The organism is Streptomyces sp. NPDC104831 (assembly GCF_055583025.1).
The window spans coordinates 1-26,667 of the sequence record NZ_JBVJOT010000026.1; the positions used below are offsets into that span (position 1 = coordinate 1).

Genomic DNA, 26,667 nt, shown 5'->3' on the forward strand with positions numbered 1-26,667 from the left:
GCCGTCGACTACTTCGAGAACAGCGGCCTCCCCTTCGTCATCGCCCTCAACGGCTTCGACGGACAACAGCCCTACAGCCCCGACGAAGTCCGCGAAGCCCTCCAGATCGGCCCCGACACCCCCATCATCACCACCGACGCCCGCCACCGCGCCGACGCCAAGAGCGCCCTCATCACCCTCGTCGAACACGCCCTCATGGCACGACTGCGGTAACCGGGCCGCCCGGGCAACCGACCACGGCTCCTGTCGCTCTTCCTAGGCGACAGGAGCCTTCGTCGTGAGCGCGTGCGGGTGGGTACGGGGATGAATGTGATCGAGGTCGACGGCTGGGGCGCGCTGCTGTGGGCGGCGCTGCTGCTGGTGCCGAGCGCGCTGGTGTCCTCGGCCCTGCTCTTCCCGCTGCGGGCCCGGCTGCGCAGCCCGCTGGTCCTCGGCTGGCTGACCACGTTCCTGACCGCCGTCCTGCTGCCCCTGTGGACACCGGGCCTGCGCCTTACCTCCCTGTGGCCGGCGGTCTGCGTGGCCACCCTGTCCCTGCCGCTGGACCCGTGGCTGCGGAAGCGGGACGAGAGGCGCGAGGAGGGGTGAACGCCCGAACGCGCCACGACCCCGCCCTCCCGGAGGAGTGACGGGGTCGTGGGGCGCGGCGCTCAGTGCCAGCTGTGCGGGGCGCGGAAGCCGGGCTCGCGCTCCAGGCGGCGCCAGCCCGCCTTGGCGCGGAGGCGGTGGGTCGGGGCCGGGGTGGGCTGGGCGGCGGCTCGGGCCAGGAGGAGGGCCGTGAGGGCGGCGACTTCCTCGGGCTCGGCGTGGCCCTTTTCGACGCGGATGTCGGGAGTGCTCATGAGTGTGGGTCTCCGTGAGGTCACTGGGGCGGGTTGCCGTGCTTGCGGGAGGGCAGGTCGGCGTGCTTGGTGTGCAGCATCGCCAGCGACTTGACCAGCACCTCGCGGGTCTCGGTGGGGTCGATGACGTCGTCGACCAGACCCCGTTCGGCCGCGTAGTACGGGTGCATCAGCTCGGCCTTGTACTCCTTGACCATCTTCTGCCGCATGGCCTCGGGGTCCTGGGCGGAGGCGATCTGCCGGCGGAAGATGACGTTGGCCGCGCCTTCCGCGCCCATCACGGCGATCTCGTTCGTCGGCCACGCGTAGGTGAGGTCGGCGCCGATCGACTGGGAGTCCATGACGATGTAGGCACCTCCGTACGCCTTGCGCAGGATGAGCGAGATCCTCGGCACGGTGGCGTTGCAGTAGGCGTACAGCAGCTTCGCGCCGTGGCGGATGATCCCGCCGTGCTCCTGGTCGACGCCCGGAAGGAACCCGGGGACGTCCAGGAAGGTGACGATCGGGATATTGAAAGCGTCACACATCTGGACGAAACGTGCAGCCTTTTCGCTCGCCTCGATGTCCAGGACGCCGGCGAGGACCTGGGGCTGGTTGGCGATGATGCCGACGACCTGGCCGTCGAGGCGGGCGAGGGCGCAGATGATGTTGCGCGCCCAGCGCTCGTGGACCTCCAGGTAATCGCCGTCGTCGACGATCTCCTCGATGACCTTGGCCATGTCGTACGGCCGGTTGCCGTCGGCCGGGACCAGGTCCAGCAGGACGTCGCTGCGGCGGTCGACCGGGTCCGTGGACTCCACGCGCGGCGGGTTCTCGCGGTTGTTCTGCGGGAGCAGCGAGAGGAGGTAGCGCACCTCGGCGATGCACGTCTCCTCGTCGTCGTACGCGAAGTGGCAGACGCCGGAGGTCTCGGCGTGGACGTCGGCGCCGCCCAGGCCGTTCTGGGTGATCTCCTCGCCGGTCACGGCCTTGACCACGTCCGGGCCGGTGATGAACATCTGCGAGGTCTCGCGGACCATGAAGACGAAGTCCGTGAGGGCCGGGGAGTACGCGGCGCCGCCCGCGCACGGGCCGAGCATCACCGAGATCTGCGGGATGACACCGCTGGCCTTGGTGTTGCGCTGGAAGATGCCGCCGTAGCCGGCGAGGGCGGAGACGCCCTCCTGGATGCGGGCGCCGGCGCCGTCGTTCAGCGACACCAGCGGGGCCCCGGCCGCGATGGCCATGTCCATGATCTTGTGGATCTTGGTGGCGTGGGCCTCGCCCAGCGCGCCGCCGAAGATCCGGAAGTCGTGGGCGTAGACGAAGACCGTGCGGCCCTCGACCGTGCCCCAGCCGGTGATGACGCCGTCGGTGTGCGGCTTCTTCGCCTCCAGGCCGAAACCGGTCGCCCGGTGCCGGCGCAACTGCTCGACCTCCTGGAAGGACCCGGGGTCGAGGAGCAGCTCGATCCGCTCCCGCGCCGTCAGCTTGCCCTTGGCGTGCTGCGCCTCGGTCGCCTTCTCGCTCGGGCCCGCCACGGCCCGCGCACGGATGTCGTGCAGCTCTGCGACCCGTCCGCGCGCGTCCGTCGGCTCGCCGGTCGGCTCACCCGTCGTCTCTTCCAAAACGGTCATGTAGCGACCTTACGAAGGACACCAAGAAAAGCGAGCCGTCGACTCTGTACAGTCTCCGGCCCGTTTTCCTGGTACGAGTGAACAGAACCACTGCGGAATGCAGCCGTTCCGACTGCTCAGGAGGGCTTCGCGTTGTAGGGAGGCAACAAACCGATCAGCTGAGAGTCACCTCACATTCACGGGTGGCACATGCCATCCCCGGAGTGACGCGCAGCCTCAGACGGCGGTCCGCCGACAGCACCTCGACGCCGTCGCCGGCCCGGGTGACCGCGCGCACCGGGTGCTCCCAGACCAGTTCGAAGGGGGCGCCGGTGCGGGGCGGCTCGCTGATCCGGAGGGCGGCGGTGCGGCCCCGGCGCACGACGAGCACGCTCGCGCCCGCCGAGACGGTCAGCTCCCCCACCGTACCGGTCCCCCAGAAGGTGCACGCCGTCAGCCCCAGCCGGGGGACGGCGACGGCCTGGGCGGTGGTGTCGTTGGCGAGGACGGTCAGCCAGTGCCGGTCGCCCGCCCGGGCGGCGGTCTCGGCGCGGGTGGCGCCGGGCAGCAGGACGTAGGCGTAGCGGGCGTCGGCGGGGTCGGTGCCGTGGTCGAGCCAGAGGGTCTGCCAGCGCCGGGTGCGCCGTTCGGGGCTGCCGGCGGTGTTGATGTCGGCCCAGGCGCCGGTGCGGTCCTCGCGCAGGGTGCGCAGCTCGCCGCCGTGGGGCAGGATCCAGCCGCCGTGGCCCTCCAGGTGCGCCCAGTCCCGGCCGCGCACGAGGCGCCGGGTGCCGTTCTCCCCCAGGTTGCGGTTGTCCACGACCGTCTCGACCGGGACGCCGTCGGCGCAGGAGATCCCGGCGCCGAGGCAGACCACGGCGTCGTCGAGGAAGAACCAGGACTTGTGGGCCCGCAGGGTGGAGCCGAGGCCCGCGAGGTGCTGGCCGACGGCCGCGCAGGTGCCGTCGGTGGTGCCGCCGACCCAGCGGACGTCCGGTTTGGGGGCGCCCCATTCGCCGCCGGCCCGGTCGGCGAGCCGCCGGGTGGAGACGGTGGTGCCGGGCAGCCGGTACCAGTCGACGGTGGGCCAGTACCAGTCGGTGTACTGGTCGCCGCTGCCCCGCGGCCACCACGCGAGCATGCCGGAGCCGGTGTGCCAGCCGCGCGGGTTCTCGCCGTTGCCGCATTCGTAGTGGGCGATGCGGTCGCTGGCCATGGCGAGGGCGGCGGTGAAGCGGGGGGTGCGGTGGACGGCGCGGTCCATGGCGGGAAAGAGGCGGTGGCCGAGGGGTTCGGGGGCGGCGGGCACGGGCGAGGCGGCGACGGCGTGCAGCCGCGCGAGGTCGGCGACCGGGAACTGGGGGGAGGTCAGCACCGGGGTCACGGTGTCCCGTTCGATCCATCCCTTGACGCGGCCGTACCACCGCTCGCGCTCCGCCGTGCTCGCGCCGTCGGCGAGGAGGGCGATGGCGGCGATCAGGGCCTGCCCGTGGTAGTGGTCGCCGCGCGTCACGCCCTGGTCGTCGGAGCGCGGCCGGCCCCGGCTGATGGCGCGGCCGTTGACGCAGTCCATGACCAGTCCGTCGTGGATCAGCGGCGCGTAGGCGTGCTCGACGCTGTCGAACACGTTCTGCCGGGCGGGGTCGGTGATCTCCCACTGCGAGCCGGCGAGCAGCGCGAACAGCCGCCCGAGGCCGTCCAGCAGGACCTGGCCGTAGGTGCCCGAGTAGGCGACCCAGGTGTGCTGGACGAAGGAGCCGTCGGCGTAGAGGCCGTCGCCCCGGGTGACGTACGGGAAGACGGGCGAGAGGGCGTCGCGGGCGAGGGCGATCTTCCGCGGGCTGCGGCCGAGGACGCCGCGCAGGGCGACCGAACGGCACAGGTCGACGCGGTTGGCGCCGGTGGAGGTGCCGGAGTAGTCGGTGAGCACGGCCTCGGGCAGGAAGTGGTCGACGGCCGCGCAGGCCGCCGCGACCCGGTCCGGGCCCGCGTGTGCGTACAGGGCGGCGGTGATGTCCATCAGCAGGCGGGGGCTGCCGATCTGCCACTCCCACCAGTTGCCGTAGCGGGCGGTGTTGGGGTGGTAGACGGTGGCGGACAGGTGGTCGAGGCCGCGCAGCACGTCGGTGAGCAGGACCGGGTCGCCGGTGACGCCGGTACCGGCCTGGACGTATGCCTGGGTCATGGTCCACAGGCGGCCGTAGCTGAAGGTGATCCCGGAGGGCGGGTCGAAGGGGTGACCGGGCCACAGGGAGGCGGGGCCGGGGAGCATGGCGGCCTGGAACTCCCGTGCCCGCTCGCCGAGTCGGGCGAGGCGGGAGGCGTACGGTTCGGCGGCCGGGTCGTATCCGGTGCCGAGCGCGATGCCGAGCCAGCGCAGGCGCAGCGTCTCGTAGGGGTCGGCGCCGTCCGCCCGTGCGCCCCACCCGGGGGTGGCGGCGAGGGCGGCGGCCAGCAGCAGTGCGCGTCGGGACATGCCGAGGGGCCCGGTCACCGCCCTCGCCCGCCGGTCAGCAGCCGCCGCAGTTGTAGTAGAGGACGTCCCAGTGGTTGCCCTCGTCGGCGTAGATGTTCCCGGAGCCGGACTTGTACTGCGGGGCGCCGTCGCCGCGCAGGCCGATGTACGTGAAGGTGTTCTTGACGTACGACGTCACGCACGTGTTCTTGCCGTAGTCGAGCTTGTAGCCGTTCCAGTGGGAGTAGGTGCCGGAGGCGTGGCCGGTCTCGGTGCCGCCGGTGATGTTGAGCGCGCAGCCGCTGGCCCCCTTGAGGGTCTGGGCGCCCTGGGCGGTGGCGAGGTTGAGCTGCTCGAAGGACGTACAGGTGGAGTTGTTCCGGTCCGAGCAGTTGCCGGAGGACGACCAGGTGATGCCGGCCTGGCGGAACATCGAGGTGGCGGTGGCGTGGCTGATCTTGGTGACGGCGAAGGCGTCGGTGGCGGTGCCGACGACGGCGACACCGGGGGCGACGACGAGGGCGAGGGCGGTCAGCAGCGAGCGGGTCTTCATGGGGTGCCTTCCTGCGGTGGGCCGGGGTTCCTCGGGGCGGCTGTGCAGGTGGTGCAGGCAGATGGTGCCCGAGGGAGCGGGGGGTGCACCAGAGGCACGAACGGGTGACTGTGCGCGAGTGCGGTGACACGGTGAGCTTTAGTTGAACGTTGAACTGATTCGGGTTATGGTCGGAGCCGGAACTTAGTTCAACGTTCAACCAGGAGCACGTCATGGGCATCTTCGGCCGCAAGAACACCACCACCCAGCCCGCCCCGGCCGCCCCGGCCTCCGCCGGCCCCGACCTGACCGCGCTGACCGGCGACTACGAGATCGACCCGGCCCACAGCACGATCGGGTTCGTCGCCCGGCACGCCATGGTCACCAACGTGAAGGGCGCATTCGGCGACTTCACCGGCACGCTGCACCTGGACGGGGCCGACCCCGCGAAGTCCACCGCCGCGCTCGACGTCCGGATGGAGAGCATCGACACGGGCAACGCGGACCGGGACACGCACCTGAAGTCGGCGGACTTCTTCAAGACGGACGAGTTCCCGATGATGACCTTCCGGTCCACCGGCGCGGAGGCGCTGGGCGGGGAGGACTACCGCGTCACCGGCGAGCTGTCCCTGCTCGGTGTCACCAGGCCGCTGACCGTCGACCTGGAGTTCAACGGCTTCGCCAAGGACCCGTTCGGCAACGAGCGCGTGGGCTTCACCGGCAAGGCGGAGATCCTGCGGTCCGAGTGGGGCCTGACGTGGAACGCGGCGCTGGAGACGGGCGGGGTGCTGATCTCCGACAAGGTGAAGCTGACGCTCGACATCTCGGCGATCAAGCAGGCGTGAGGCGGGTCCGGGGCCCCCGCGGTCACTTTCTCAGGAACTCGCACCACACGATCTTTCCTGGGTTCCGCTCCCCCACACCCCACTTGTCCGCCAACGCCGCGACCAGGAGCAGTCCCCGGCCGTGTTCCGCGTTCGCCTCCGGCGCCGGGTCCGGGCAGCGGACCTCGCCCGGACCGCTGTCGTGCACCTCCACCCGGAGGGCGCCGTCCGCGTGCCGGGCCAGCCGGAGGAGGAAGCCACGGCCCGCGGGGACACCGTGGAGAAGGGCGTTGGTCGCCAGCTCGCTCACGCAGAGCAAGATGTCGTCGCCGCGCTCGGCCGCCGCCCAGTCGATCAGGGGCTGCCGTGCGAACTGCCGTGCGAGCCGTACCGACCTGCGGTCCCGACGGTAGAACGCCTGGCGCGTGTGGGGGTGTTGGGATTGTGCATTCACGAGGCCAATGTCACTGTGCGTCACTACACTGGGGCAGTGAGTGAAGTCGTAGTCCTCATCACTACGAGTCCACTACGACAGATCGGCGTGCATACGGGGGAAAGGAACGGCCATGCACGTGGCACCCAGGCCCAAGAAGGTCGGTTCGTGGTACGCGGTCGGCGCGCTCGTCGCCCACTACCGCAAGAAGGCACGCTTCACCCAGGAACAGTTCGCGGAGCTGGCCAACCTCTCCGTCGACACGGTGAGGTCCATCGAGCAAGGGAGGTTGGCCCTGCAGTCCGACCGTGCCGAGCAGTTCGACGAACTGCTGAGCACGGGCGGCGCGTTGACGGTCGTGGTGGAGAGGCTGCCGGTTCGGGATCGGATCGTTCAGTTCGCTCAGGGACTGGTCGATCACGAGCAGGAGGCGGTAAGTGTCCTCTCGTATCAGAGTTTGGCGGTGCCGGGCCTCCTCCAGACACCTGCATACTGCCGCGCCGTCTTCGACTACCGATACCCAGCGCTCGGAAGCGAAACGGCCGAACAGTGGGTTCAGGCCCGGATGGATCGCCAGCTGATCTGGCAGCGGGAGCGGCCCCCAGTGGGCCATTTCATCTTGGAAGAGAGCATCTTGCGACGACCGCTGGGCGGCCCAGAGGTTCTACGCGAGCAGATCCGGCAGATCCTGGAACTCACCCGGCCGGTCCACATGGGCGTTCAGATCATGCCCATGGATGAGACCCCACACGCCGCACTGGGCGGACCCATGGTGCTGCTTGAGACACCCGAACACGAACGGCTCGTCTACCTGGAAGTCCAGCGCGCGAGTTTCATCGTCGACGACCCGGAAGAGGTCAGCTACTACCACCACAAGTATGCGATGCTGCGATCTCAGGCGCTCTCCTGCGACGAGAGCGAGGACTTCCTGAAGGAACTGCTAGGAGAGTCATGAGCACCGCAGCACTGGCATGGTTCAAGTCCAGCTACAGCAGCAGTGAGGGCGGCGACTGCGTCGAACTCGCCTACACCTGGCGCAAGTCCAGCTACAGCAGCAGCGAAGGCGGTAACTGCCTGGAGGTGGCCTCCCACCCCGCCGCCATCCACATCCGCGACTCCAAGATGCCCTCCGGTCCCACGCTCACCCTCTCCCCCGGCACCTGGAGCGACTTCCTCAAGGGCGTCTAGCCTCAGAAGCTGCCCCCGCCGAAGTCCCCGCCTCCGCCGAAGTCGCCACCGCCCCCGTCGAAGCCGCCCCCGTCGCCGAAGCCGCCGCCGAAGTCGCCGGGGTCGAAGTCGGTGCCGGAGACGTCCCCGCCCTCGTAGCCGCCGCCGTAGCCCGCCTGGTCACCGAAGTCGCCGTACCCGGCGCCGTACCCGGCGGCGTAGGAGGGTGTGGCCATCAGGCCGCCCAGCATGGTGCCGACGAGCAGGCCCGGCAGCAGGCCGCCGCCGAAGTAGCCGCCCGCCCAGGGGCCGTAGGCGGGGCCCGCGTCCCAGTAGGGGCGGCGGCCGTAGTCGGTGTCGACCTCGCGGATCACCGGGTCGCGGCCGTCGGCCAGACGGGTGGCGTCGGCCGCGCAGACCGGGACGCTGCGCGGGGCCCCGCCGGGCGGGGTCCAGGTGGCGTCGGTGGTGGACGGGCCGTGGCGGGGGTCGAAGAAGCACGGCGGGCGGCGCTGCGGGAGCGGGCGGCCCTCGCGGCGGGCGGCGAGGGTGGCCAGGGAGAAGCGGCCGTCCTCCAGCGCCTCGGTGACCCCGCGGACGTCCTCCGGGCGCTCCGCCATGGCCATGCGCTGTTTCGCGGTGTCGTAGGCGTCGAGCGCGTGCTCGTAGTCCGCGCGCATGGCGTCGTCGGCGCCGGGTGCGCCAGGCTGGAAGTCCAGGCGGTCCAGTTCCTCGCCGAACGCGGTGATGTCCTCGTCCACGACCACCCGCAGCCGGTCCAGGGCGGCCCGCTGCTCGTCCTCGCGGCGCCGGCGGTTGCGCCGGACGAGTGTGTACGCGCCCGCGCCGGCGGCCACCAGGACGGCGGCCGTCGCGATCAGGGCCGTGCCGGACACCCGGCCGTCGGTCGTGCCGCCCCAGCTTTGGGGGGCGTGGCCGCCCATGTTGATCAGGGCGCGGTCGGTGAAGTCGGCCAGCTGGGTCCTGGTGTCCTCGCCCTGGACGCTGCGGACGAGGTTCTGCCGGGCCGTGGGCGACATGACGGAGGAGTCGGCGCGGGCGTCGAAGCGGTCGCCGAGGCGGACGCCGTACAGGCCGGTGATCCCGGTCGCCGCGCGCAGGTCGGTGAAGAGGCCCGCGGTGGGGTAGCCGGCCGGGAGGACCGCGATGAACAGGGGCCTGTCCGCGCGTTTGATCCGGGCGGCGAGAGCTTCGGCGGTCTGGGCGGAGAGCTGGTCCCGGGCGGCCGGGTCGACGTAGACCGGACTCGCGCGCAGGGCCCGGGCGATCTCGGAGACGCTGGTGTCCGCCCTGGCCCCGGGTGCGAACGTGGTCGTCAGCACCAGGACCAGCACGGCCAGCAGCAGTGCGGGGAGGCTTCGGTTCCGCGGCACGGCCTTCATACCTCGAAACTACCCGAAGCCTCCCCAATCAGGGCATCCGGGCTCAGGCGGCCCGGTATGCCTCCGCGAGCTTCTCCACCGCCTTTCCGTACCGGCCGGTCAGCAGCAGGTGGTCCGCGTCGGCGAAGGGCTTGGAGACCGCCTGGGTGAGGTGGCCGGCCGCCTTCTGCTGGACCAGGAGGCGGGCCCGGGTCACCAGCGCGCGTCCGGCCCTGTCGTCCCCGTGCCGCTCCGCCGCCGCGGCCCTGGTCGCGAGGGCGCGCAGGGTGGACGCGCCGCCCTGCGGGGCCTCGGCGAGGGTGGTCAGGCCCCAGCCGTAGGGGAACTGCGGGTCGTACGCCGTGTCGCCCACGTTGATCGGGAGCTGGGCCTCGGACTTCGGCCAGCTGACCGGGAGCTGTCCGGTGAAGGGGCGCTTGCCGTAGAGCACGTCGGCGACGCCGTCGCCCTCGGTGCCGGGCAGCCAGGAGGCCACCAGGGCGTCGATCTCGCCGAGCCGGTCCCCGATGAGCTGGGGGCGGCCGGAGACGATCAGCACCGCGCACTTCATGGCCGCGCAGACCTTGTCCACGGCGGCCCGGTCGGCGGCCGACAGGGCGAGGTCGTGGCCGTTGTTGCCGACGTCGCCGACGCCCTCGGCGTACGGGGTCTCGCCGACGACGACCACGCCCACGTCGTGGCCGGCCAGGGGTGCGGACGCGTCCTTGGAGTAGGTGACCCGGCCGCCCGCCCCGCGCAGGCCCTCCAGGACGGTCGTGCCGGGCACGATGTCCCCGGAAGCGCCCTGCCAGGTGACGGTCCAGCCGCCGGTCTGGTTGCCGATGTCGTCGGCGTTGGACCCGGCGACGTACACCTTCTGGTTCTTCTTCAGCGGCAGCAGCCCGCCCGTGTTCTTCAGCAGCACCTGCGACTCGGCGGCGGCCCGGCGGGCGACCTCCCGGTGTTCCGCGGAGCCGATGGCGGCGGCCCCGGAAGTGTCGGCGTAGGGGTGCTCGAACAGGCCGAGCCTGAACTTCTCGGTGAGGATGCGGGAGACGGCGTCGTCGATCCGCTTGCCGGTGACCCGGCCCGCCGTGGCCTCGTCGACGAGCGTGGTGCTGAACTCCTTGTAGGAGTACGGCACCATCATCATGTCGACGCCCGCGTTCACCGCCGTGCGCACCCGGGTGGGCTGGTCGCCGGGGAGCTGGTCGAGGGCGTTGTAGTCGCTGATCACGAAGCCGTCGAAGCCCATCCGGTCCTTGAGCACTCCGTTGATCATGTCGCCGCGGGCGTGCATCTTGACCGCGCCCTTGCCGTCGCCGGTGATGTCCAGCGAGGAGTACGACGGCATGACCGTGCCGACGCCCCGGTCGACGGCCTCCTGGTACGGCGCCAGGTGGATGTCCTCCAGCTGCCGGCGGGTGACCGTGGTGACGCCCTGGTCGATGGTGTACGAGCCGGTGGCGGAGGAGCCGTAGGCGGTGCCGCCGTCGGCGGCGAAGTGCTTGGCCGAGGCCAGCACCTTGTCGGCGCGCCCGAGGTCCCGGCCGTCGGCGCGGCCCTGGAGGCCCTGGATCACCGTCTCCATGGACTCGACCAGGGCCGGGTCCTCGCCGTAGGACTCGTAGGCGCGGCCCCAGCGTTCGTCGCGGCTCACGCACAGGCAGGGCGCGAAGTCCCAGGGGACGCCGGTGGCGCGGACCTCGGCGGCGGTCACCGCGCCGGTCTGCTCGGCGAGCCGCGGATCGCGGGAGGCGCCGATACCGATGTTGTGCGGCAGGATCGTCGCGCCGACGAGGTTGTTGTGGCCGTGGACCGCGTCGACGCCGTAGACCAGCGGGATCTGGAGGCGGGTGGCCCGGGTCCGCAGCTGGAAGCCGTCGATCATCTTCGCCCATGCCGCGGGGGTGTTGGGCGTGGGCGTGGAGCCGCCGCCGGACAGCAGCGAGCCGAGGGCGTAGGCGGTGATGTCGGCGCCCTGGCCCACGCCGCCGCGCTCGGCCTGGGTCATCTGGCCGGCCTTCTCCGCCAGGGACATCCGGCCGAGCAGGTCGGCGACCCGCTCGCGGACCGGGAGCCTGGCGTTCAGGTACGGCAGCCCGTGCGCGTCGACCACGACCTGCGGGGTCTCGGCGGGGGCCTTGGCGCCGGCGACCGTGAGTTCCAGCGGGATGGTCTCGGCGGGTTCGGCCGCGCGGTCGCGGCGGGTGGGCACCTCGATGGTCCGGGTGGCGCCGGAGGCGGTGCCGGCGGGGAAGGTGAGGGTGCCGGAGACGGGGGTGTAGTCGGCGCCGGGGGTCGCGGTGCCGCCGGCCGTGGTGTAGGCGACGGTCACGGGGTCGGCGAGGGGGGCCTCGCCGGTGGTGGCGACGGTGACCTTCACCTTCGCCGTGCCGCCCTCCTTGACGGGGTGGACGGGCGCGTCGGTGGTGACGGTGGCCCGCAGCGCCGGGTCCGCCGTGCCGTACAGCTCCACGCCGTCCAGGGCGAAGTCGCCCTTGGCGCCGGGCGGGAGGGTGAGGGAGTAGCCCCACATCTCCTTGAGGCCGAGGACGTGGTCGATGCCGCCGACGGGCTGGTAGTCGGTGCGGTAGACGAAGTCGGTGAAGGGGAGTTCGACCTGCTTCCAGCCGGTGAAGTCGTCGGTGAAGGAGGCCGTCCAGAGTTCGGAGGCCTCGCCGTGGGCGCCGCCGTCCTTGATCTCCAGGGTGATCTTCCGGCCGTTGTTCCGGCCCTCCCACCACAGGCGGACGCCCCGGTGGGCGGACCAGTCGTGGGGTGGGGCGGTGGCGGCGTAGTCGTGGGTGAAGCCGCCGTAGCCGCTGATGTCGTAGGTGCCGGTCAGGACCTTGGCGCCCTCGGGGGCGTCGGCGCGGTCGGCCAGGCGCAGGGCGGGCGGGTCGTCGCTGTCGCCGCCCCAGGTGAAGAGGCCCTCGGCGGGCTGGGCGGCGAAGGGCACCTCGCCCTCGAAGCGGTCGACGGCGGTGGGGGCCGGCCCGTCGGCGGCCCGGGCGGTGGCCGCCCAGGGCAGCAGACCGGCCAGGAGCGTGGCGGAGGCGAGCAGGGCGGTTCTACGCATGGACCTTCCCTTGACTCTCACGGTGCACTCGTGGACTCTCTTGGTTCACTCAGGGCTTAGCTCACGCCGTGAGTTAACTAGGGGCTCACATCCCCGTCAAGACGACCCGTCATCCGTCGAACCCTGAAGGAAGGGCGACGCACCATGAGGAGAACCCCCCGCGCGGTCCGGCTGCTGCTGGCCGGACTGCTCTCCGCCGCCGGGTGCGGCATGGCCGCGGTCCCCGCACACGCGGCCGGCGAGCAGGTCACCGCCTGGCTCACCACCACCGACGACTCCGCCGGCCGGCACGTCGTACGCGGCCTGGCGCCGCAGACCCCGTTCGCCTTCCAGTCCGGCACGGGCGGGAGCGGCGAGAACATCACCGTGGACGAGAACACGCGCTACCAGACCTTCACCGGCGGCGGCGCGTCCTTCACCGACACCGCCGCCTGGCTGATGAACGGCAGCGGGGCGCTGTCGCAGACGGCCCGGGACGCGGCCATGCGCAAGCTGTTCTCGCCGACCGACGGCATCGGCCTGTCCTTCCTGCGCAACCCGATGGGCGCCTCGGACCTGGCCCGCTACGGCTACACCTACGACGACGTGCCCGCCGGGCAGAGCGACCCGTCGCTGGCGAGGTTCTCCATAGCGCACGACCTGGCGGACGTGGTCCCGCTGACGCAGCAGGCGCTCCGGCTGAACCCGTCCCTGACCGTGATGGCCTCGCCGTGGACGGCACCGGCGTGGATGAAGGACAGCGGCTCGCTCAACGGCGGCTGGCTGAAGGCCGAGGACTACGGCGCGTACGCCGCGTACTTCGTGAAGTACCTCCAGGCGTACCAGGCGCAGGGCATAGACGTGCGGTACGTCACCGCGCAGAACGAGCCGACCTGCTGTTCCGGCTACCCGTCGATGAGCTGGAACGCGAGCGGCCTCGCCTACTTCACGAAGAACGAACTGCTGCCCAGGCTCCAGGCGGCGGGGCTCGGCACGAAGGTGCTGGCGCACGACTGGAACTGGGACGTCTACGACTCCTACGCCGCCCAGACCGTGGACGACCCGGCCGTCCGCGACCACCCCAACTTCGGCGGGATCGCCTGGCACGGCTACGGCGGTGACATCGCCCAGCAGACGGCCGTGCACAACCGGTACCCGGCGCTGGACGCCTTCGGCACCGAGCACTCCGGCGGCACCTGGATCGCGAACCAGCAGCGCGAGGACATGGCGAACATCATCGACTACACGCGCAACTGGGCGAAGTCGGTGACCAAGTGGTCGCTGGCCGTGGACCAGAACATGGGCCCGCACAACGGCGGCTGCGGCACCTGCACCGGGCTGGTCACCGTGCACAACGGCGACGGCGCGAGCGGCACCGTGGACTACACCGTCGAGTACTACGACATGGGCCACCTGACCAAGTTCGTCCGCCCCGGCGCCCAGCGCATCGCCTCCACCGCGTCCGCCGCCGTGCCGAACGTGGCCTGGCGCAACCCGGACGGGAGCAAGGCGCTGATCGCGTACAACGACTCCTCGGCGGCCAAGACGCTCACCGTCAACTGGGGCTCGCAGCACGCCACGTACACGCTGCCCGGGAAGACCTCGGCGACCTTCACCTGGTCCGGCGCCCAGTCCGGGGGCGGCGACCGGACGGGGGCCTTCGTGGGCCTGGCCGGCAAGTGCCTGGACGTGGCGGGCGGTTCGGGCGCCAACGGCACGGCGGTGCAGCTCTACGACTGCAACGGCAGCTCCGCCCAGCAGTGGACCGTCCGGACAGACGGGTCGGTCCGGGCGCTCGGCAAGTGCCTGGACGTGGCCTCGGGTTCGACGGCGGACGGCGCCAAGGTCCAGTTGTACGACTGCAACGGAACCGGTGCCCAATGGTGGTCGTTCGACGCGGCCACGGGTGATGTGGTGAACACGGCGGCCGGCAAGTGCCTCGACGTCACCGACAACTCGTCGGCGAACGGGGCCCGGGCCCAGATCTGGTCGTGCACCGGGGCCGCCAACCAGAAGTGGGCACTGCGTTAGGCGGGACATTGCGACACACGGGGGCCGTGGCGGCGGGGGTCGTCGGCGGGGCGCTGCTGCTGAGCGGCTGCGGGGCCGTCGACCTGCCGCTCGCGGGGGTGCGGGCCGCACCGGACGGGACGCCGTACGCGGTGTTCCGTCCGTGCGGCGACGACGGCTACCAGGACCCGTACCTGGACGGGCGGCCGCACGGCGGCGCCGACGGGCCCGTCACCACCGGCTGGGACGCCGGGAAGGAGGGGCTGCGCGGCCCCGCCGACTTCCCCCTCTTCGCCCCGCCCGCCGGCTGGGCCGCCCGGCACCGCGGTCCGCGGCGGCTGCTGCCCCGGCACCACTACGTCCTCGGGTTCGGGCAGTACGGCGGCGGCGACTCCCACAACGGCACGGCCGAGTTCACCACCGAACAGCTCGCCCGGCTGAGGCCGGGGCAGGTGTGGGCGGACGGACGGGTGCTGAGCGGGCGCGCGTTCGAGCGGCTCGCGGCGGACTCGTGCTGAGCGGTGCCGGTGTGCCGTGCTGCGGATCGGGCAGGAGCGGACCATGGTGGAGCACATGACCACACCGCAGGATCTTTTCCTCGTCAGCCTGGACGTCCCCGGGGAGCACCCCGTCGAACAGGGCGACCTGTCACTGGCGCTCGCCGGGGCCGAGCTGATCGACCTGCTCGGCGCGCGGGCGCTCACCCTGGAGGGCGAGCGCGTCGTCCCGGGGCCGGTGCTGACCACGGGTGACCGGATGCTGGACGAGGCGGGGGCCCGGCTCCGGCGCGAGGAGCCGTACGAGACGGTCGCGGACTGGCTGTGGCGGCGCGGCGAGGGGCTGGCCGTGGCCTACTACGACGTCCTGGAGGCGGCGGGGCAGCTCGCCGGGGAGCGGCGCCACCACTGGCTGCCCCGGCGGAGCGGCAGGGCCGCGTCCCCGGCCGACACCGCCGTCCGGCGCCACGCCACCGACCGCTGGGAGTCCCGCGACCCGGTGCTCACCGGGCTCGCGGCCCCCCTCGGCATCGGCGCCGACCGCCCCGCCGGGGACGGGCCCGAGGACGAGGCGGTCGTCACCGTGCTGATCGCGGTCGGCGACGCGGTCACCGAACTGGGGGCGGTGCGCGAACGCCGCCGCATCGAGACGGTGGCGTTCGACAACATCTGGCGGGCGCCGTGAGCGACCGGCGGGACTACTGGGCCGGTTCCACGCCCGCGCGCAGGAGGCCGTAGGTGTAGGCGTCCTCCAGGGCCTGCCAGGACGCGGCGATGACGTTCTCCGCCACGCCGACCGTGGCCCACTCGCCGGAGCCGTCGGAGGTGGAGATCAGTACGCGGGTGGTGGAGGAGGTGCCGTGCTTGCCCTCCAGGATGCGGACCTTGTAGTCGACCAGCTCCAGCTTGGCGAGCTGCGGGTAGATCCGCTCCAGCGCCACCCTGAGGGCCCGGTCCAGGGCGTTGACCGGGCCGTTGCCCTCGGCGGTGGCGACGATCCGCTCGCTCTTGGCCCACAGCTTGACCGTGGCCTCGTTGGCGTGGGTGCCGTCGGGGCGGTCCTCCACGATGGCCCGCCAGGACTCCACGTCGAAGTACTTCAGCGGCCGGCCCTCCACCTCGGCGCGCAGCAGCAGTTCGAAGGAGGCGTCGGCGGCCTCGTAGGTGTAGCCCTTGAGTTCGCGTTCCTTCACGCGCTCGACGACGCGGCCGACCAGCTCCCGGTCGCCGCCGAGGTCGATGCCGAGTTCCTTGCCCTTCAGCTCGATGGAGGCGCGGCCCGCCATGTCGGAGACCAGCATGCGCATGGTGTTGCCGACCAGCTCGGGGTCGATGTGCTGGTACAGGTCGGGGTCGACCTTGATGGCGGAGGCGTGCAGCCCGGCCTTGTGCGCGAACGCCGACACGCCCACGTACGGCTGATGCGTGGACGGGGTGAGGTTGACGACCTCGGCGATGGCGTGGGAGATCCGGGTGGTCTCGCGCAGCCTGCCCTCGGGCAGCACCTTCCTGCCGTACTTCAGCTCCAGGGCGGCGACCACCGGGAACAGGTTGGCGTTGCCGACGCGTTCGCCGTAGCCGTTGGCCGTGCACTGCACGTGGGTGGCGCCCCCGTCCACGGCGGCCAGGGTGTTGGCGACCGCGCAGCCGGTGTCGTCCTGGGCGTGGATGCCGAGCCGGGCGCCGGTGTCGGCGAGGACGGTGGAGACGACCGCGTGCACCTGGGCGGGCAGCATGCCGCCGTTGGTGTCGCACAGCACGACGACGTCGGCGCCGGCCTCGGCGGCGGTGCGGACGACGGCCTTCGCGTAGTCGGGGTTGGCGCGGTAGCCGTCGAAGAAGTGCTCGCAGTCCACGAAGACCCGGCGGCCCCGGCCCACCAGGTACGACACGGTGTCGCGGACCATCTCCAGGTTCTCGTCCAGGGTGGTGCGCAGCGCCAGCTCCACGTGCCGGTCGTGCGACTTGGCGACCAGCGTGATCACCGGGGCGCCGGACTCCAGCAGCGCGTTCACCTGCGGGTCCTCGGCGGCCGTGGTGCCGGCGCGGCGGGTGGCGCCGAAGGCGACCAGCTGGGCGTGGCGGAAGTCGATCTCCTGGCGGGCACGGGCGAAGAACTCGGTGTCCCGGGGGTTCGCACCGGGCCAGCCGCCCTCGATGAAGCCGACGCCGAAGTCGTCCAGGTGCCGGGCGATGGCCAGCTTGTCCACGACGGTGAGGTTGATGCCCTCGCGCTGCGCCCCGTCGCGCAGCGTGGTGTCGAAGACGTGGAACGAGTCGTCGAGCTCGCTGGTTGCCGTCTCGGTCATGGTCTCAAGGCTCCTGTTATGGATCTTCGGTCTTACCGGAATGACCGGCTCCACCATCCCCCCAATCCTCCCGCGCGCTCCGTTCCCGGCTGAAGGTGGGCCGGAAAACGAAAAAACCCCTCGCGGGTGCGAGAGGTCTGCGCGCGGGTCGAGGACGACGGTGGCCACCCGCACCTGGTCGTACGAGGTGGTCACTGCGGACCGGCGCGCCTGCTGCCAATAATCATGGCGAACGAGAGCACGGGGGCAGTCTGGCACAGCCCCGCCCCCGGCTCACCGCCCGTCTCAGGATGCGGTCGTCAGGCTGGACTCCCCGTCGCCCGCCCCGGTCCCCTCGCCGGCCTTCACCCGGGCCAGGTCCAGGTCCTTCGTCTCGCGCATGGTGACGTACACCACGAGGGAGACGGCGGCGCAGGCGGCCACGTACCAGTAGAAGCCGGACTCCATGCCGCCCTTCTTGAACCACAGGGCGACGTACTCGGCGGTGCCCCCGAACAGGGCGTTGGCGATGGCGTACGGCAGGGCCACGCCGAGCGCGCGGATGCCGGTCGGGAACAGCTCGGCCTTCACACAGGCGTTGATCGAGGTGTAGCCGGTGACCACGACCAGCGCGAGCAGGGCGAGTCCGAGGGCGGGCCAGTAGCCGTCCGCGTGCCTGAGCAGCGTCATGACCGGCACGGTGAGGAAGGTGGAGCCGACGGCGAAGGTGATCAGCAGCGGGCGGCGGCCGATGCGGTCGGACAGGGCGCCGGCGAGCGGCTGGAGGCAGGCGAAGACGATCAGCGCGGTGAAGGACACCAGGGTCGCCGTCTGCTTCGACAGGCCCGCCGAGTTGGACAGGTACTTGGTCAGGTAGGTGGTGTACGTGTAGTACGCCACCGTGCCGCCCATCGTGAGGGCGATGACCAGGAACGCCTCCCGCTTGTGCTGCCACAGGGCGCGCAGGGTGCCGCGCTCGGCGCTGTGCGAGGTGTCCTCCGCGTACACCTCGGTCTCCAGCATGCTGCGGCGCAGGTAGAAGATGACGGCCGCGCCGAGCGCGCCCACGATGAACGGGATGCGCCAGCCGTAGCTGTGCAGGGCGTCGTCGGACATGGTCCGCTGCAGGATGATCTGGAGGCCGAGGCCCGCGATCTGGCCGGCGGTCATGGAGACGTACTGGAAGCTGGAGGCGAAGCCGCGCCGGGCGGGGTCCGACGCCTCGGTGAGGTAGGTGGCGCTGGCCGCGTACTCGCCGCCCACGGACAGGCCCTGGAGCAGCCGGGCGACGAGCAGGACGAGCGCGCCGCCGTAGCCGGCGACGCCGTAGGTGGGGGCCACGGCGATGAGGACCGCCGAGGCCGACATGAGGGTGACGGTCAGGGTGAGCGCCGCCTTGCGGCCCTTGCGGTCGCCGACCCTGCCCAGCAGCCAGCCGCCCACCGGGCGCATGAAGAAGCCGACGGCGAAGATGCCGGCGGTGTTCATCAGCTGTGCGGTGGGGTTGCCGCTCGGGAAGAACGCGCCGGCGAAATAGGTGGCGAAGCTCGCGTACACGAACCAGTCGAACCACTCGACCATGTTCCCCGCCGAGCCGACCCAGATCTTCTTCCAGTGTTGACGTCCCATGGGCCGGTACATGCCCGGGGCGGCAGTGAACGATTCCTGTGCGGCGCCCCGGAAGGGCGCGGGGCCGTATCGATATGCGGCTCCGCCGCGTGAGCGCGAGCGGCCACGACGGCGCCGCGGCTAGACGACGGCCAACGCGTCCTCGAAGAACTCCCGTACGTGCAGAAGCACTCGCTCGCGATCGGTACCGCGCAACCCGATGGCCACGTGGATCGAGAACCCGTCGAGCAGCGCACGCGTCCGCGTGGCGAAGCGGTCCGCGTCCACCGCCCGGAACTCCCCCCGCGACACCCCCTCGGCGATCAGCGCGACCAGGTCGCGGTGCCAGGCGCCCTCGATCGCGGCCTGCCGCTCGCGCGCGGCCCCGTCGGCGTTCTGCGAGCGGTTCCAGACCTCCAGCCACAGCGTCCAGTGCGGGTCCCGGTGGCCTTCGGGGACGTACAGGTCGACGTACGCCTCCAGCCGCTGCCGGGCGGTCCCGGGACCGCCGAGCAGCCGGGCCCGCCGAGCGCCGAGCCGGCCCTCGCTCCACTCCAGGGTCTGGAGCAGCAGCTCGTCCTTGGAGTGGAAGTAGTACAGCAGGTGGCCGCTGCTCATGCCGACCTCGCGGCCGAGCCCCGCCATGGTGAGTTTCTCCAGACCGCGCTCGGCGATCATGCCCATGGCGGTGGCGAGGACCTCCTCGCGCGGCGGCGCGTTCCTGCGCGCCCGGCCCGCACCGGCCATCTGCTGCTCCCGTGTGTGTCAGACCTGCGGCTGCTGCTGGGTGATGCAGTGGATGCCACCGCCACCGGAGAAGATCGTACGGGCGTCCACCAGGGTCACCGTCCGCTCCGGGAACAGGCGGCGGAAGATCCCGGCGGCGATCTCGTCGCGCGGGTCGTCGAAGCCGCACAGGACCAGGCCGCCGTTGCAGATGTAGTGGTTGATGTAGGAGTAGTCGGCCCAGTGGCCGTCGGCCTCCAGGACGGTCGGCGCGGGCACCTCGACCACCTCCAGGGCGCGGCCCCGGGCGTCGGTCGCCGACCTCAGCAGGCCGATGACCTCCCTGGTGACCTCGTGGTCGGGGTGGGCGGGATCGGGCTGGTGGTGGGCGACGACGACGCCGGGGCGGGCGAAGGCGGCGACGATGTCGACGTGGCCGAGGGTGCCGAAGCCGTGCGGGGGGTAGTCGCCGGTCAGGCCGCGCGGCAGCCAGATCGCCTTGCTCGTGCCGAGGTGGGCGTGGATCTCCGCCTCGACCTCCGCCCTGGACCAGTGCGGGTTGCGCTCGGGGCCGAGCTGCACGGTCTCGGTGAGCAGGACGGTGCCCTCGCCGTCGACGTGGATGGCGCCGCCCTCGTTGACCAGCTTCGAGGCGTACGTCTTCGCGTCCGCGAGGCCGGCGACGTACGCGCCGACCTTGGAGTCGTGCTCCCAGCGGGCCCAGTGCTGGGCGCCCCAGCCGTTGAAGGTCCAGTCGACGGCGGCCAGCCGGCCCTTGCCGTCGGTGAGGAAGGTGGGGCCGATGTCCCGCATCCAGGCGTCGTCCAGCTCCCGTTCGACGGTGTCGATCCCGGGGCCGAGCAGGGTCCGGGCCTCGGCGGACTGGCCGGGACCGCAGACGACCGTCACCGGTTCGAAGCGGCGGACCGCGCGGGCGACGGACGCCCAGGCGGTGCGGGCGGCGGCCAGGTCGGCCGGGTCGTCGAAGGTGGGGTTGGGGCCCGGCCACGCCATCCAGGTGCGCTCGTGCGGGGCCCACTCGGCGGGCATGCGGAAGCCGTCGGCGGCGGGGGTGGTCATGCGCGGAGTCCTTAGAGGAAGTAGAGGCGGTTCAGGGAGACGGAGTCGGCCGGTGCCGAGCGCAGCGGGTCGCCGTCGAGGGTGACCAGGCCGGTGCGCCGGTCCACGTCCACCGCGCCGATCCGGGCGTTCAGGCGCAGGTCGGCGGGGCCGATGCCACGGGTGCCGCGCACGGCGACCCGGCGCCGGCGGGTGGGCAGCGCGTCGTTCCCCTGATCGACGGCGGCCCGCGCGACGAACGCCACGGAGAGGTCCGCGGCCGTGGCGCCGTACGCCCCGAACTGCGGTCCGAGGACGAGGGGTTCGCAGGTGTCGGTGGCCGCGTTGGGGTCGCCGACCACGCCGTACGCCGGGAAGCCGGCCTTCAGCACGAGCTGCGGCTTGGCGCCGAAGTACTCCGGGCGCCACAGCACGAGGTCGGCGAGCTTGCCGACCTCGATCGAGCCGACCTCGTGCGAGAGTCCGTGCGCGATGGCCGGGTTGATCGTGAGCTTGGCGATGTAGCGCAGCACGCGGGCGTTGTCGTCGCCCTCGCCGTCGCCCTCCAGCGGGCCCAGCTCGGCCTTCATCTTGCCGGCCATGGCGAAGGTGCGGCGGACGGTCTCCCCGGCCCGGCCCATGCCCTGGGCGTCGGAGGAGGTGATGCCGATCGCGCCCAGGTCGTGCAGCACGTCCTCGGCGCCCATGGTGCCGGCCCGGATGCGGTCGCGGGCCATGGCGGCGTCGCCGGGCAGGTCGGGCTTGAGGTCGTGGACGGAGACGATCATGCCGTAGTGCTCGGCCACCGCGTCCCGGCCGAAGGGCAGGGTGGGGTTGGTGGAGGAGCCGATGACGTTCGGGACACCGGCCATCTTCAGCACGTTGGGCACGTGTCCGCCGCCGCAGCCCTCGATGTGGAAGGCGTGGATCGTGCGGCCCTCCAGCACCTTCAGGGTGTCCTCGACCGACAGGCACTCGTTCAGGCCGTCGCTGTGCAGGGCGACCTGGACGTCGTGCTCCTCGGCGACCCGGAGCGCGGTGTCCAGCGCGCGGGTGTGGGCGCCCATGTCCTCGTGCACCTTGAAGCCGCTCGCCCCGCCCTCGGCCAGGGCCTCGATCAGCGGTGCCGGGTGGGAGGACGAACCCCGGCCCAGGAAGCCGATGTTGACCGGCCAGGCGTCGAAGGCGTTGAAGGCGTGGCGCAGCGCCCAGGGCGAGTTGACGCCGACGCCCCACACCGGGCCGAACTCCTGCCCGATGATGGTGGTCACCCCGGAGGCGAGGGAGGCCTCCATGATGCGCGGCGACAGCAGGTGCACATGAGTGTCGACGGCGCCCGCGGTGGCGATCAGGCCCTCGCCGGACACGATGGAGGTGCCGGTGCCGACGACGACGTCCACGCCGTCCAGGGTGTCCGGGTTGCCGGCCCGCCCGATGGCCGCGATGCGTCCCTCGCGGATGCCGATGGACACCTTGCGGATGCCCTGCACCGCGTCGATGACCACGACGTTGCTGATCACGACGTCGCAGGTGTCGCGGACGGCGGCGGCCTTCAGGTGCAGTCCGTCGCGGGCGGTCTTGCCGAAGCCGGCCAGGAACTCGTCGCCGTACCGCTGGGAATCGGACTCGACGCGGATCGTCAGCCCGGAGTCGCCGAGGCGGACCCGGTCGCCGGCGCGCGGGCCGTGGGTGGCCGCGTAGGCGTGCGGGTCGATGTGGATCGACCGGCTCACCTCTCGTCCCTTCGAGCGGCTCATCGCGCCTCGTCTCCTTCCGGGGTCACTCCCAGGTAGCCGCAGGCGGCGGCCCTGCGCAGGGCCTCTTCCCGCGCGCCGGGCGCGTCCAGCGGCCCGTCGACCAGGCCGGCGAAGCCGATGGCGGTCCGTTCGCCGCCGATCGGCACGAGCGCGACCTCCTCGCTCTCGCCGGGCCCGAAGCGGACCGAGGAGCCGGCGGGTACGGCGAGCCGCATGCCGTAGGCGGCGCGGCGGTCGAAGTCGAGGCGCGGGTTGGCCTCGAAGAAGTGGAAGTGGGAGGTGACGGAGACGGGCACGCCGGCGGTGTTGGTGACGCGCAGTCGGACCGCGGGCTCGGGGTCGGCGTGCTCGGGGCCGGGCAGCAGCGCGCCGGGGGCGTCCTCGCCCAGGCCCGCGCCGATGGGGTCGGAGACGACCGCGAGCCGGGAGCCGTCGTCGAAGACGGCCTCGACCATCACCTCGGTGACGACGTCGGCGACGCCCGGCAGCACGTCCTCGGGGCCGAGCACCGAGCGGGCGGCCTCGATGGCCTCGGCGAGCCGTCTGCCGTCGCGGGCGGCCTCGCAGACGGTGTCCGCGATCAGCGCGGTGGCCTCCGGCACGTTCAGCCTCAGGCCGCGCGCCCGGCGGGCCCGGGCCAGCTCCGCTGCGCCGAAGAGCAGCAGCCGGTCACGTTCCGTGGGGGTCAGTCTCACGACGCGGCACCTCCTTGTCCTCCACGTCTTGCAGACATTAGAGCATCACTCTAATCAGAGAATCCATGGGCGGCAGGGATTGACTGGCGAACCGTCTCATGTCACATCGAGCGACGTTCTAACGAGGTCACACGTCCGCGGGCACGGCGAAGGGGCGCGGGGAGCCGCGCGATCGTTCCCGACGACCGGCAGCCGCCCCACGCCCCTGTGCGGCCGTGCGAGCCGCTCGGTTAACCGACCTGGTGACGCCATCCGTGCTTGTCCTCCGTCAGGCCGCGCTGGATGCCCAGCAGAGCTTCCCGCAGCCGCATGGTGACCGGCCCGGGCGTACCGTCGCCGTGGGACCACGCGTCCGTCTTGGTCTTGACGTGGCCGATGGGCGTGACCACCGCGGCGGTGCCGCAGGCGAAGACCTCGGTCAGCGCGCCGGAGGCCGCGTCCTCGCGCCACCGCTGGAGGGTGATCGTGCCCTCCTCGGCCCGGTAGCCGAGGTCGCGGGCGACCTGGAGGAGGGAGTCGCGGGTGATGCCCTCCAGGATGGAGCCGGTGAGCGAGGGGGTGACGATCCGGTCGCCGTAGACGAACGCGACGTTCATGCTGCCGGACTCCTCGACCTTGGTGCGGGTGACCGCGTCGAGGTAGACGACCTGGTCGCAGCCGTGCGCGGCGGCCTCGGCCTGCGGCAGCAGGGACGCCGCGTAGTTGCCGCCGGTCTTGGCGTCGCCCGTGCCGCCCGGGACCGCGCGGACGTGGTCCTCGGCGACCCAGATGGTGACCGGCTTCACGCCACCGGCGAAGTAGGCGCCGGACGGGGAGGCGATCAGCATGAAGAGGTACTCGTTGGCCGGGTGGACACCGAGCGCGGCCTCCGTGGCGAACATGAACGGCCGCAGGTACAGGGACGCCTCGCCACCGTGCGGGGGGACCCAGTCCGCGTCCTGCGTGAGCAGCGCGTCCAGCGCGCCGATGAACAGCTCCTCGGGCAGCTCCGCCATGGCCATGCGGCGGGCGGAGTTGCGGAACCGGCGGGCACTGGCCTCCGGGCGGAACACCGCGACCGAACCGTCGGGCTGGCGGAACGCCTTCAGGCCCTCGAAGATCTCCTGGCCGTAGTGCAGGACGTGCGTGGAGGGGTCGATGGAGATGGGGCCGTACGGAACGAGCTGGGCGTCGTGCCAGCCGCGGCCCTCGGTCCACTTGATCGTCACCATGTGGTCGGTGAAGTGGCGGCCGAAGCCGGGGTTGGCCAGAATCGCCTCCCGCTCCGCGGCGGCGAGTGGGCTGGCGGACGGCTTGAGCTCGATCGTGGGCGTCGTCATCAGTGGTTGTCCTTCACCGGTTGTAGTGACGGGCCGCGCTCACGCCTGCGCTCTCGGCCGTCGTTGCCAGACGTCCGAGCAATCCCTCATATCGCGGCTCCGTGTTCGATTATCGCGCGGGGCCCGCGGCAGAAGGGAACGGGGGTGAAGCGGTCCCGGGGTCGATGGTGACACCCGGCGGGACACGTCAGAAGCCGCCGGGTGCGGTGGCGACCCGGCGGCTTGGGTGTAGCGCGGCGGGTCAGCCGGCTACGCGTACGGCGAGCGCGTCGCCGATCTCGGAGGTGGAGCGGGCCGGCCGGCCGGCGCGCTCGGTGAGGTCGGCGGCGACCGCGGTGTCGATGCGGTCGGCCTCCGACTCGTAGCCGAGGTGGCGCAGCAGGAGGGCGACGGACAGGACGGTGGCCGTGGGGTCGGCCTTGCCCTGGCCGGCGATGTCCGGGGCCGAGCCGTGCACCGGCTCGAACATGGACGGGAACTCGCGGCTGGGGTTGATGTTGCCGGAGGCGGCCACGCCGATGCCGCCGGAGACGGCCGCGGCGAGGTCGGTGATGATGTCGCCGAAGAGGTTGTCGGTGACGATGACGTCGAAGCGGCCGGGGTCGGTGACGAGGTAGATCGTCGCCGCGTCGACGTGGATGTAGTCGGTGGTGACCTCGGGGTACTCCGCGGCCACCCGGTGGAAGACGTTCGTCCACAGGTGCCCGGCGAAGGTCAGCACGTTGTTCTTGTGGACCAGCGTGAGCTTCTTGCGCGGGCGGGCCTGGGCGCGCTCGAAGGCGTCGCGGACGACGCGCTCGACGCCGTAGGCCGTGTTGACGGACACCTCGGTGGCGACCTCGTGCGGGGTGCCCTTGCGGATGGTGCCGCCGTTGCCCGTGTACGGGCCCTCGGTGCCCTCGCGGACGACGACGAAGTCGATCTCCGGCTGGCCGGCCAGCGGGGTGGCGACACCGGGGAGCAGCTTGGACGGGCGCAGGTTGACGTGGTGGTCGAAGGCGAAGCGGAGCTTCAGCAGGAAGCCGCGCTCCAGGACGCCGGACGGCACGGACGGGTCGCCGATCGCGCCGAGCAGGATGGCGTCGTGGCCCCTCAGCTGCTCCAGGTCCGCGTCGGTGAGGGTCTCACCGGTGGCGTGGTAGCGCTGGGCGCCGAAGTCGTACTCCCTGGTCTCCAGCTTCACATCCTGCGGCAGGACGGCGGAGAGGACCTTCAGACCCTCGGCCACGACCTCCTGGCCGATGCCGTCACCGGGGATCACTGCGAGATTGATGCTGCGAGACATGTCGGCACCCTACTCCTCGTCCCAGGTGATGACACACCATGTCCGCCATGCGGACAGCCGGGCGGGTGGCGGCGCGCCCGCCCGGCCATGGCTCAGTGGCCGGTCTGGCCGCCGTTGTCCCGGCGGTCGAGGGCGCGCTGGAGGGCGGCGGCGGCGTTCTTGCGGTCGGACTCGCTCGTACGGGACTCGTGGCGGACTCGGCGGCGGACGGTCGTCTCGGCCATGGCAATCGACTCCTTCGGCATGCGTGGAGCACGGCTGTGAGGGGGGTGTGCGAGTCGCCGGAAGGGGCGGGGAGCGCTTGGCCGCAGGGGTTGCCTGCGCGGGCCGGCTCACGACCGCCATTCGCTGGATGGAGCGAGACGTTCGGCTCCTTTCACGTTAAGGGGAGCGGCCCGCGCCTGTCTGCACAATTACTCGGACTTCCTACTATCTGAGACGGCGACGCCGCTGAGCTGCGCTTTCACCGTGCAGCCCGACGCGCCGTCAGGTGATGTCGCCGTCCCGCCAGTCGAAGACCAGTTCCCCGGACGGGTCGGGCGGACCGGCGAGGGCGGGCCACAGGTAGACACCGCCCTCCTCGTCCGGCAGCCGGACGACGCCGTCGGGCGAGAGGGCGTGCACCCGCCCGGGCCAGCACTGCCAGCCCCGGGCGGCATACAGCAGGGCGCCCTCGTCGCTCGCCGACAGCGCGCCGAGGTCGTAGGCCCGGTCGAGCACCCCCTCCAGGGCGTGCATCACCCGCCCGCCGAGCCCGGTCCGCCGTACGTCGGCCCGGACGGCGACGGCTTCGACGTAGCCGGTGCGCAGCCACCGCCCCCGGTGCCGCAGCCGGCGCATCACGAGGGCACCGTGCGCGGCGAGGCCGCCGCCGTCCCGGATCAGCACGTGCGTCCCGCCGAGTCCGTGCTCCCAGTCCTCGTCCGAGAAGTCCCCGTCGAAGGCGTGGTCCAGCAGGGCCCGGACCTCGCGCAGTTCGGCGGGGTCGAGATCGGCGGTGTGGGCGAGGCGCGGTCGAGGAGTCATGCCGGCAGTATCGCCCGCCGGACATGGCGGCGGGGGGGGGGGGGGGGGGGGGGGGGGGGGGGGGGGGGGGGGGGGAGGGGGGGGGGGGGGGGGGGGAGGGAGTGGG

At 72.0% G+C, this 26,667-nt stretch carries 24 protein-coding genes and 1 pseudogene; 8 read left to right on the forward strand and 17 right to left on the reverse strand.

Annotated elements, in window-relative coordinates:
• A pseudogene (locus tag ACZ63H_RS19025) lies at window positions 1–213 on the forward strand (ATP-binding protein); the annotation flags it as partial.
• Window positions 214–303: 90 nt separating this feature from the next.
• Window positions 304–588 carry a hypothetical protein gene (locus ACZ63H_RS19030; RefSeq protein WP_469866425.1) on the forward strand — a complete coding sequence of 95 codons (285 nt, stop codon included), beginning with the start codon at window positions 304–306 and terminating at the stop codon, window positions 586–588.
• Window positions 589–650: 62 nt separating this feature from the next.
• On the opposite strand, the gene ACZ63H_RS19035 is transcribed toward ACZ63H_RS19030, so the two are convergent.
• The 4 genes from ACZ63H_RS19035 to ACZ63H_RS19050 form a co-directional block, all read right to left on the reverse strand.
• A complete protein-coding gene (locus ACZ63H_RS19035) occupies window positions 651–842 on the reverse strand; it encodes an acyl-CoA carboxylase epsilon subunit (RefSeq protein ID WP_467939075.1) in 192 nt (63 codons plus the stop codon).
• Window positions 843–862: 20 nt separating this feature from the next.
• Window positions 863–2,458 (reverse strand): acyl-CoA carboxylase subunit beta, encoded by a 1,596-nt coding sequence (locus ACZ63H_RS19040; protein WP_469866427.1) that lies wholly within the window; start codon window positions 2,456–2,458, stop codon window positions 863–865.
• 154 nt (window positions 2,459–2,612) lie between these two features.
• Window positions 2,613–4,913 (reverse strand): polysaccharide lyase 8 family protein, encoded by a 2,301-nt coding sequence (locus tag ACZ63H_RS19045; protein ID WP_469866429.1) that lies wholly within the window; start codon window positions 4,911–4,913, stop codon window positions 2,613–2,615.
• Window positions 4,914–4,947: 34 nt separating this feature from the next.
• Window positions 4,948–5,445, reverse strand: coding sequence for a hypothetical protein (locus ACZ63H_RS19050; protein WP_469866431.1), 498 nt, complete (start codon window positions 5,443–5,445; stop codon window positions 4,948–4,950).
• Between the two features lie 212 nt (window positions 5,446–5,657).
• On the opposite strand from ACZ63H_RS19050, the gene ACZ63H_RS19055 reads away from it, so the two are divergent.
• Complete coding sequence (locus ACZ63H_RS19055; RefSeq protein WP_469866433.1) at window positions 5,658–6,269, forward strand: YceI family protein; 612 nt, start codon at window positions 5,658–5,660, stop codon at window positions 6,267–6,269.
• 22 nt (window positions 6,270–6,291) lie between these two features.
• Here the strand turns inward: ACZ63H_RS19055 and ACZ63H_RS19060 are convergent, their stop codons facing one another.
• Complete coding sequence (locus tag ACZ63H_RS19060) at window positions 6,292–6,702, reverse strand: ATP-binding protein (RefSeq protein WP_469866435.1); 411 nt, start codon at window positions 6,700–6,702, stop codon at window positions 6,292–6,294.
• A 112-nt stretch (window positions 6,703–6,814) separates the two neighbouring features.
• Here ACZ63H_RS19060 and ACZ63H_RS19065 point away from each other — a divergent pair, with 112 nt between their 5' ends.
• A complete protein-coding gene (locus ACZ63H_RS19065) occupies window positions 6,815–7,636 on the forward strand; it encodes a helix-turn-helix domain-containing protein (RefSeq protein WP_469866437.1) in 822 nt (273 codons plus the stop codon).
• On the forward strand, window positions 7,633–7,869 hold the full coding sequence (locus ACZ63H_RS19070) for a DUF397 domain-containing protein (RefSeq protein ID WP_469866439.1): 237 nt from the start codon (window positions 7,633–7,635) through the stop codon (window positions 7,867–7,869). Before ACZ63H_RS19065 ends, ACZ63H_RS19070 begins: the two co-directional genes overlap by 4 nt.
• Window positions 7,870–7,871: 2 nt before the next feature.
• Here the strand turns inward: ACZ63H_RS19070 and ACZ63H_RS19075 are convergent, their stop codons facing one another.
• Together ACZ63H_RS19075 and ACZ63H_RS19080 are read right to left on the reverse strand one after the other, a co-directional pair.
• Window positions 7,872–9,251: a hypothetical protein gene (locus ACZ63H_RS19075; protein WP_469866441.1), complete on the reverse strand. Its 1,380-nt coding sequence runs from the start codon at window positions 9,249–9,251 to the stop codon at window positions 7,872–7,874.
• Between the two features lie 43 nt (window positions 9,252–9,294).
• Entirely contained in the window at window positions 9,295–12,312 is a 3,018-nt protein-coding gene (locus ACZ63H_RS19080; RefSeq protein WP_469866443.1) for a CIA30 family protein, read from the reverse strand.
• Window positions 12,313–12,456: 144 nt separating this feature from the next.
• Here ACZ63H_RS19080 and ACZ63H_RS19085 point away from each other — a divergent pair, with 144 nt between their 5' ends.
• The 3 genes from ACZ63H_RS19085 to ACZ63H_RS19095 are packed head-to-tail and all read left to right on the forward strand — an operon-like array spanning window position 12,457 to window position 15,483.
• Complete coding sequence (locus tag ACZ63H_RS19085; RefSeq protein ID WP_469866445.1) at window positions 12,457–14,322, forward strand: lectin; 1,866 nt, start codon at window positions 12,457–12,459, stop codon at window positions 14,320–14,322.
• 8 nt (window positions 14,323–14,330) lie between these two features.
• The gene (locus ACZ63H_RS19090; protein WP_469866447.1) at window positions 14,331–14,819 is read left to right on the forward strand and encodes a hypothetical protein; all 489 of its coding nucleotides are present in this window, start codon (window positions 14,331–14,333) and stop codon (window positions 14,817–14,819) included.
• Window positions 14,820–14,874: 55 nt separating this feature from the next.
• Window positions 14,875–15,483 (forward strand): GOLPH3/VPS74 family protein, encoded by a 609-nt coding sequence (locus ACZ63H_RS19095; RefSeq protein ID WP_469866449.1) that lies wholly within the window; start codon window positions 14,875–14,877, stop codon window positions 15,481–15,483.
• Window positions 15,484–15,496: 13 nt separating this feature from the next.
• Here ACZ63H_RS19095 and cimA read toward each other — a convergent pair whose 3' ends face one another.
• From cimA to ACZ63H_RS19145, 10 genes are all read right to left on the reverse strand, one after another.
• Entirely contained in the window at window positions 15,497–17,107 is a 1,611-nt protein-coding gene (cimA, locus tag ACZ63H_RS19100; RefSeq protein WP_469866451.1) for a citramalate synthase, read from the reverse strand.
• A gap of 285 nt (window positions 17,108–17,392) precedes the next feature.
• Complete coding sequence (locus tag ACZ63H_RS19105) at window positions 17,393–18,715, reverse strand: MFS transporter (RefSeq protein ID WP_469866453.1); 1,323 nt, start codon at window positions 18,713–18,715, stop codon at window positions 17,393–17,395.
• A gap of 120 nt (window positions 18,716–18,835) precedes the next feature.
• Window positions 18,836–19,441, reverse strand: coding sequence for a TetR/AcrR family transcriptional regulator (locus ACZ63H_RS19110; protein WP_469866455.1), 606 nt, complete (start codon window positions 19,439–19,441; stop codon window positions 18,836–18,838).
• Between the two features lie 18 nt (window positions 19,442–19,459).
• The gene (locus tag ACZ63H_RS19115; RefSeq protein ID WP_469866457.1) at window positions 19,460–20,500 is read right to left on the reverse strand and encodes an agmatine deiminase family protein; all 1,041 of its coding nucleotides are present in this window, start codon (window positions 20,498–20,500) and stop codon (window positions 19,460–19,462) included.
• A gap of 11 nt (window positions 20,501–20,511) precedes the next feature.
• Window positions 20,512–22,236, reverse strand: a complete 1,725-nt coding sequence (locus ACZ63H_RS19120; RefSeq protein ID WP_469866459.1) for an urease subunit alpha — start codon at window positions 22,234–22,236, stop codon at window positions 20,512–20,514.
• Window positions 22,233–22,931: an urease subunit gamma gene (gene ureA / locus ACZ63H_RS19125; protein WP_469866461.1), complete on the reverse strand. Its 699-nt coding sequence runs from the start codon at window positions 22,929–22,931 to the stop codon at window positions 22,233–22,235. Before ureA ends, ACZ63H_RS19120 begins: the two co-directional genes overlap by 4 nt.
• A gap of 230 nt (window positions 22,932–23,161) precedes the next feature.
• Window positions 23,162–24,250 carry a branched-chain amino acid aminotransferase gene (locus ACZ63H_RS19130; protein ID WP_469866463.1) on the reverse strand — a complete coding sequence of 363 codons (1,089 nt, stop codon included), beginning with the start codon at window positions 24,248–24,250 and terminating at the stop codon, window positions 23,162–23,164.
• Window positions 24,251–24,491: 241 nt separating this feature from the next.
• Window positions 24,492–25,535 (reverse strand): 3-isopropylmalate dehydrogenase, encoded by a 1,044-nt coding sequence (locus ACZ63H_RS19135; protein WP_469866465.1) that lies wholly within the window; start codon window positions 25,533–25,535, stop codon window positions 24,492–24,494.
• 92 nt (window positions 25,536–25,627) lie between these two features.
• Window positions 25,628–25,759 carry a hypothetical protein gene (locus ACZ63H_RS19140; RefSeq protein WP_467939035.1) on the reverse strand — a complete coding sequence of 44 codons (132 nt, stop codon included), beginning with the start codon at window positions 25,757–25,759 and terminating at the stop codon, window positions 25,628–25,630.
• Between the two features lie 262 nt (window positions 25,760–26,021).
• The gene (locus tag ACZ63H_RS19145; RefSeq protein WP_469866468.1) at window positions 26,022–26,561 is read right to left on the reverse strand and encodes a GNAT family N-acetyltransferase; all 540 of its coding nucleotides are present in this window, start codon (window positions 26,559–26,561) and stop codon (window positions 26,022–26,024) included.
• Window positions 26,562–26,667: the final 106 nt, after the last annotated feature.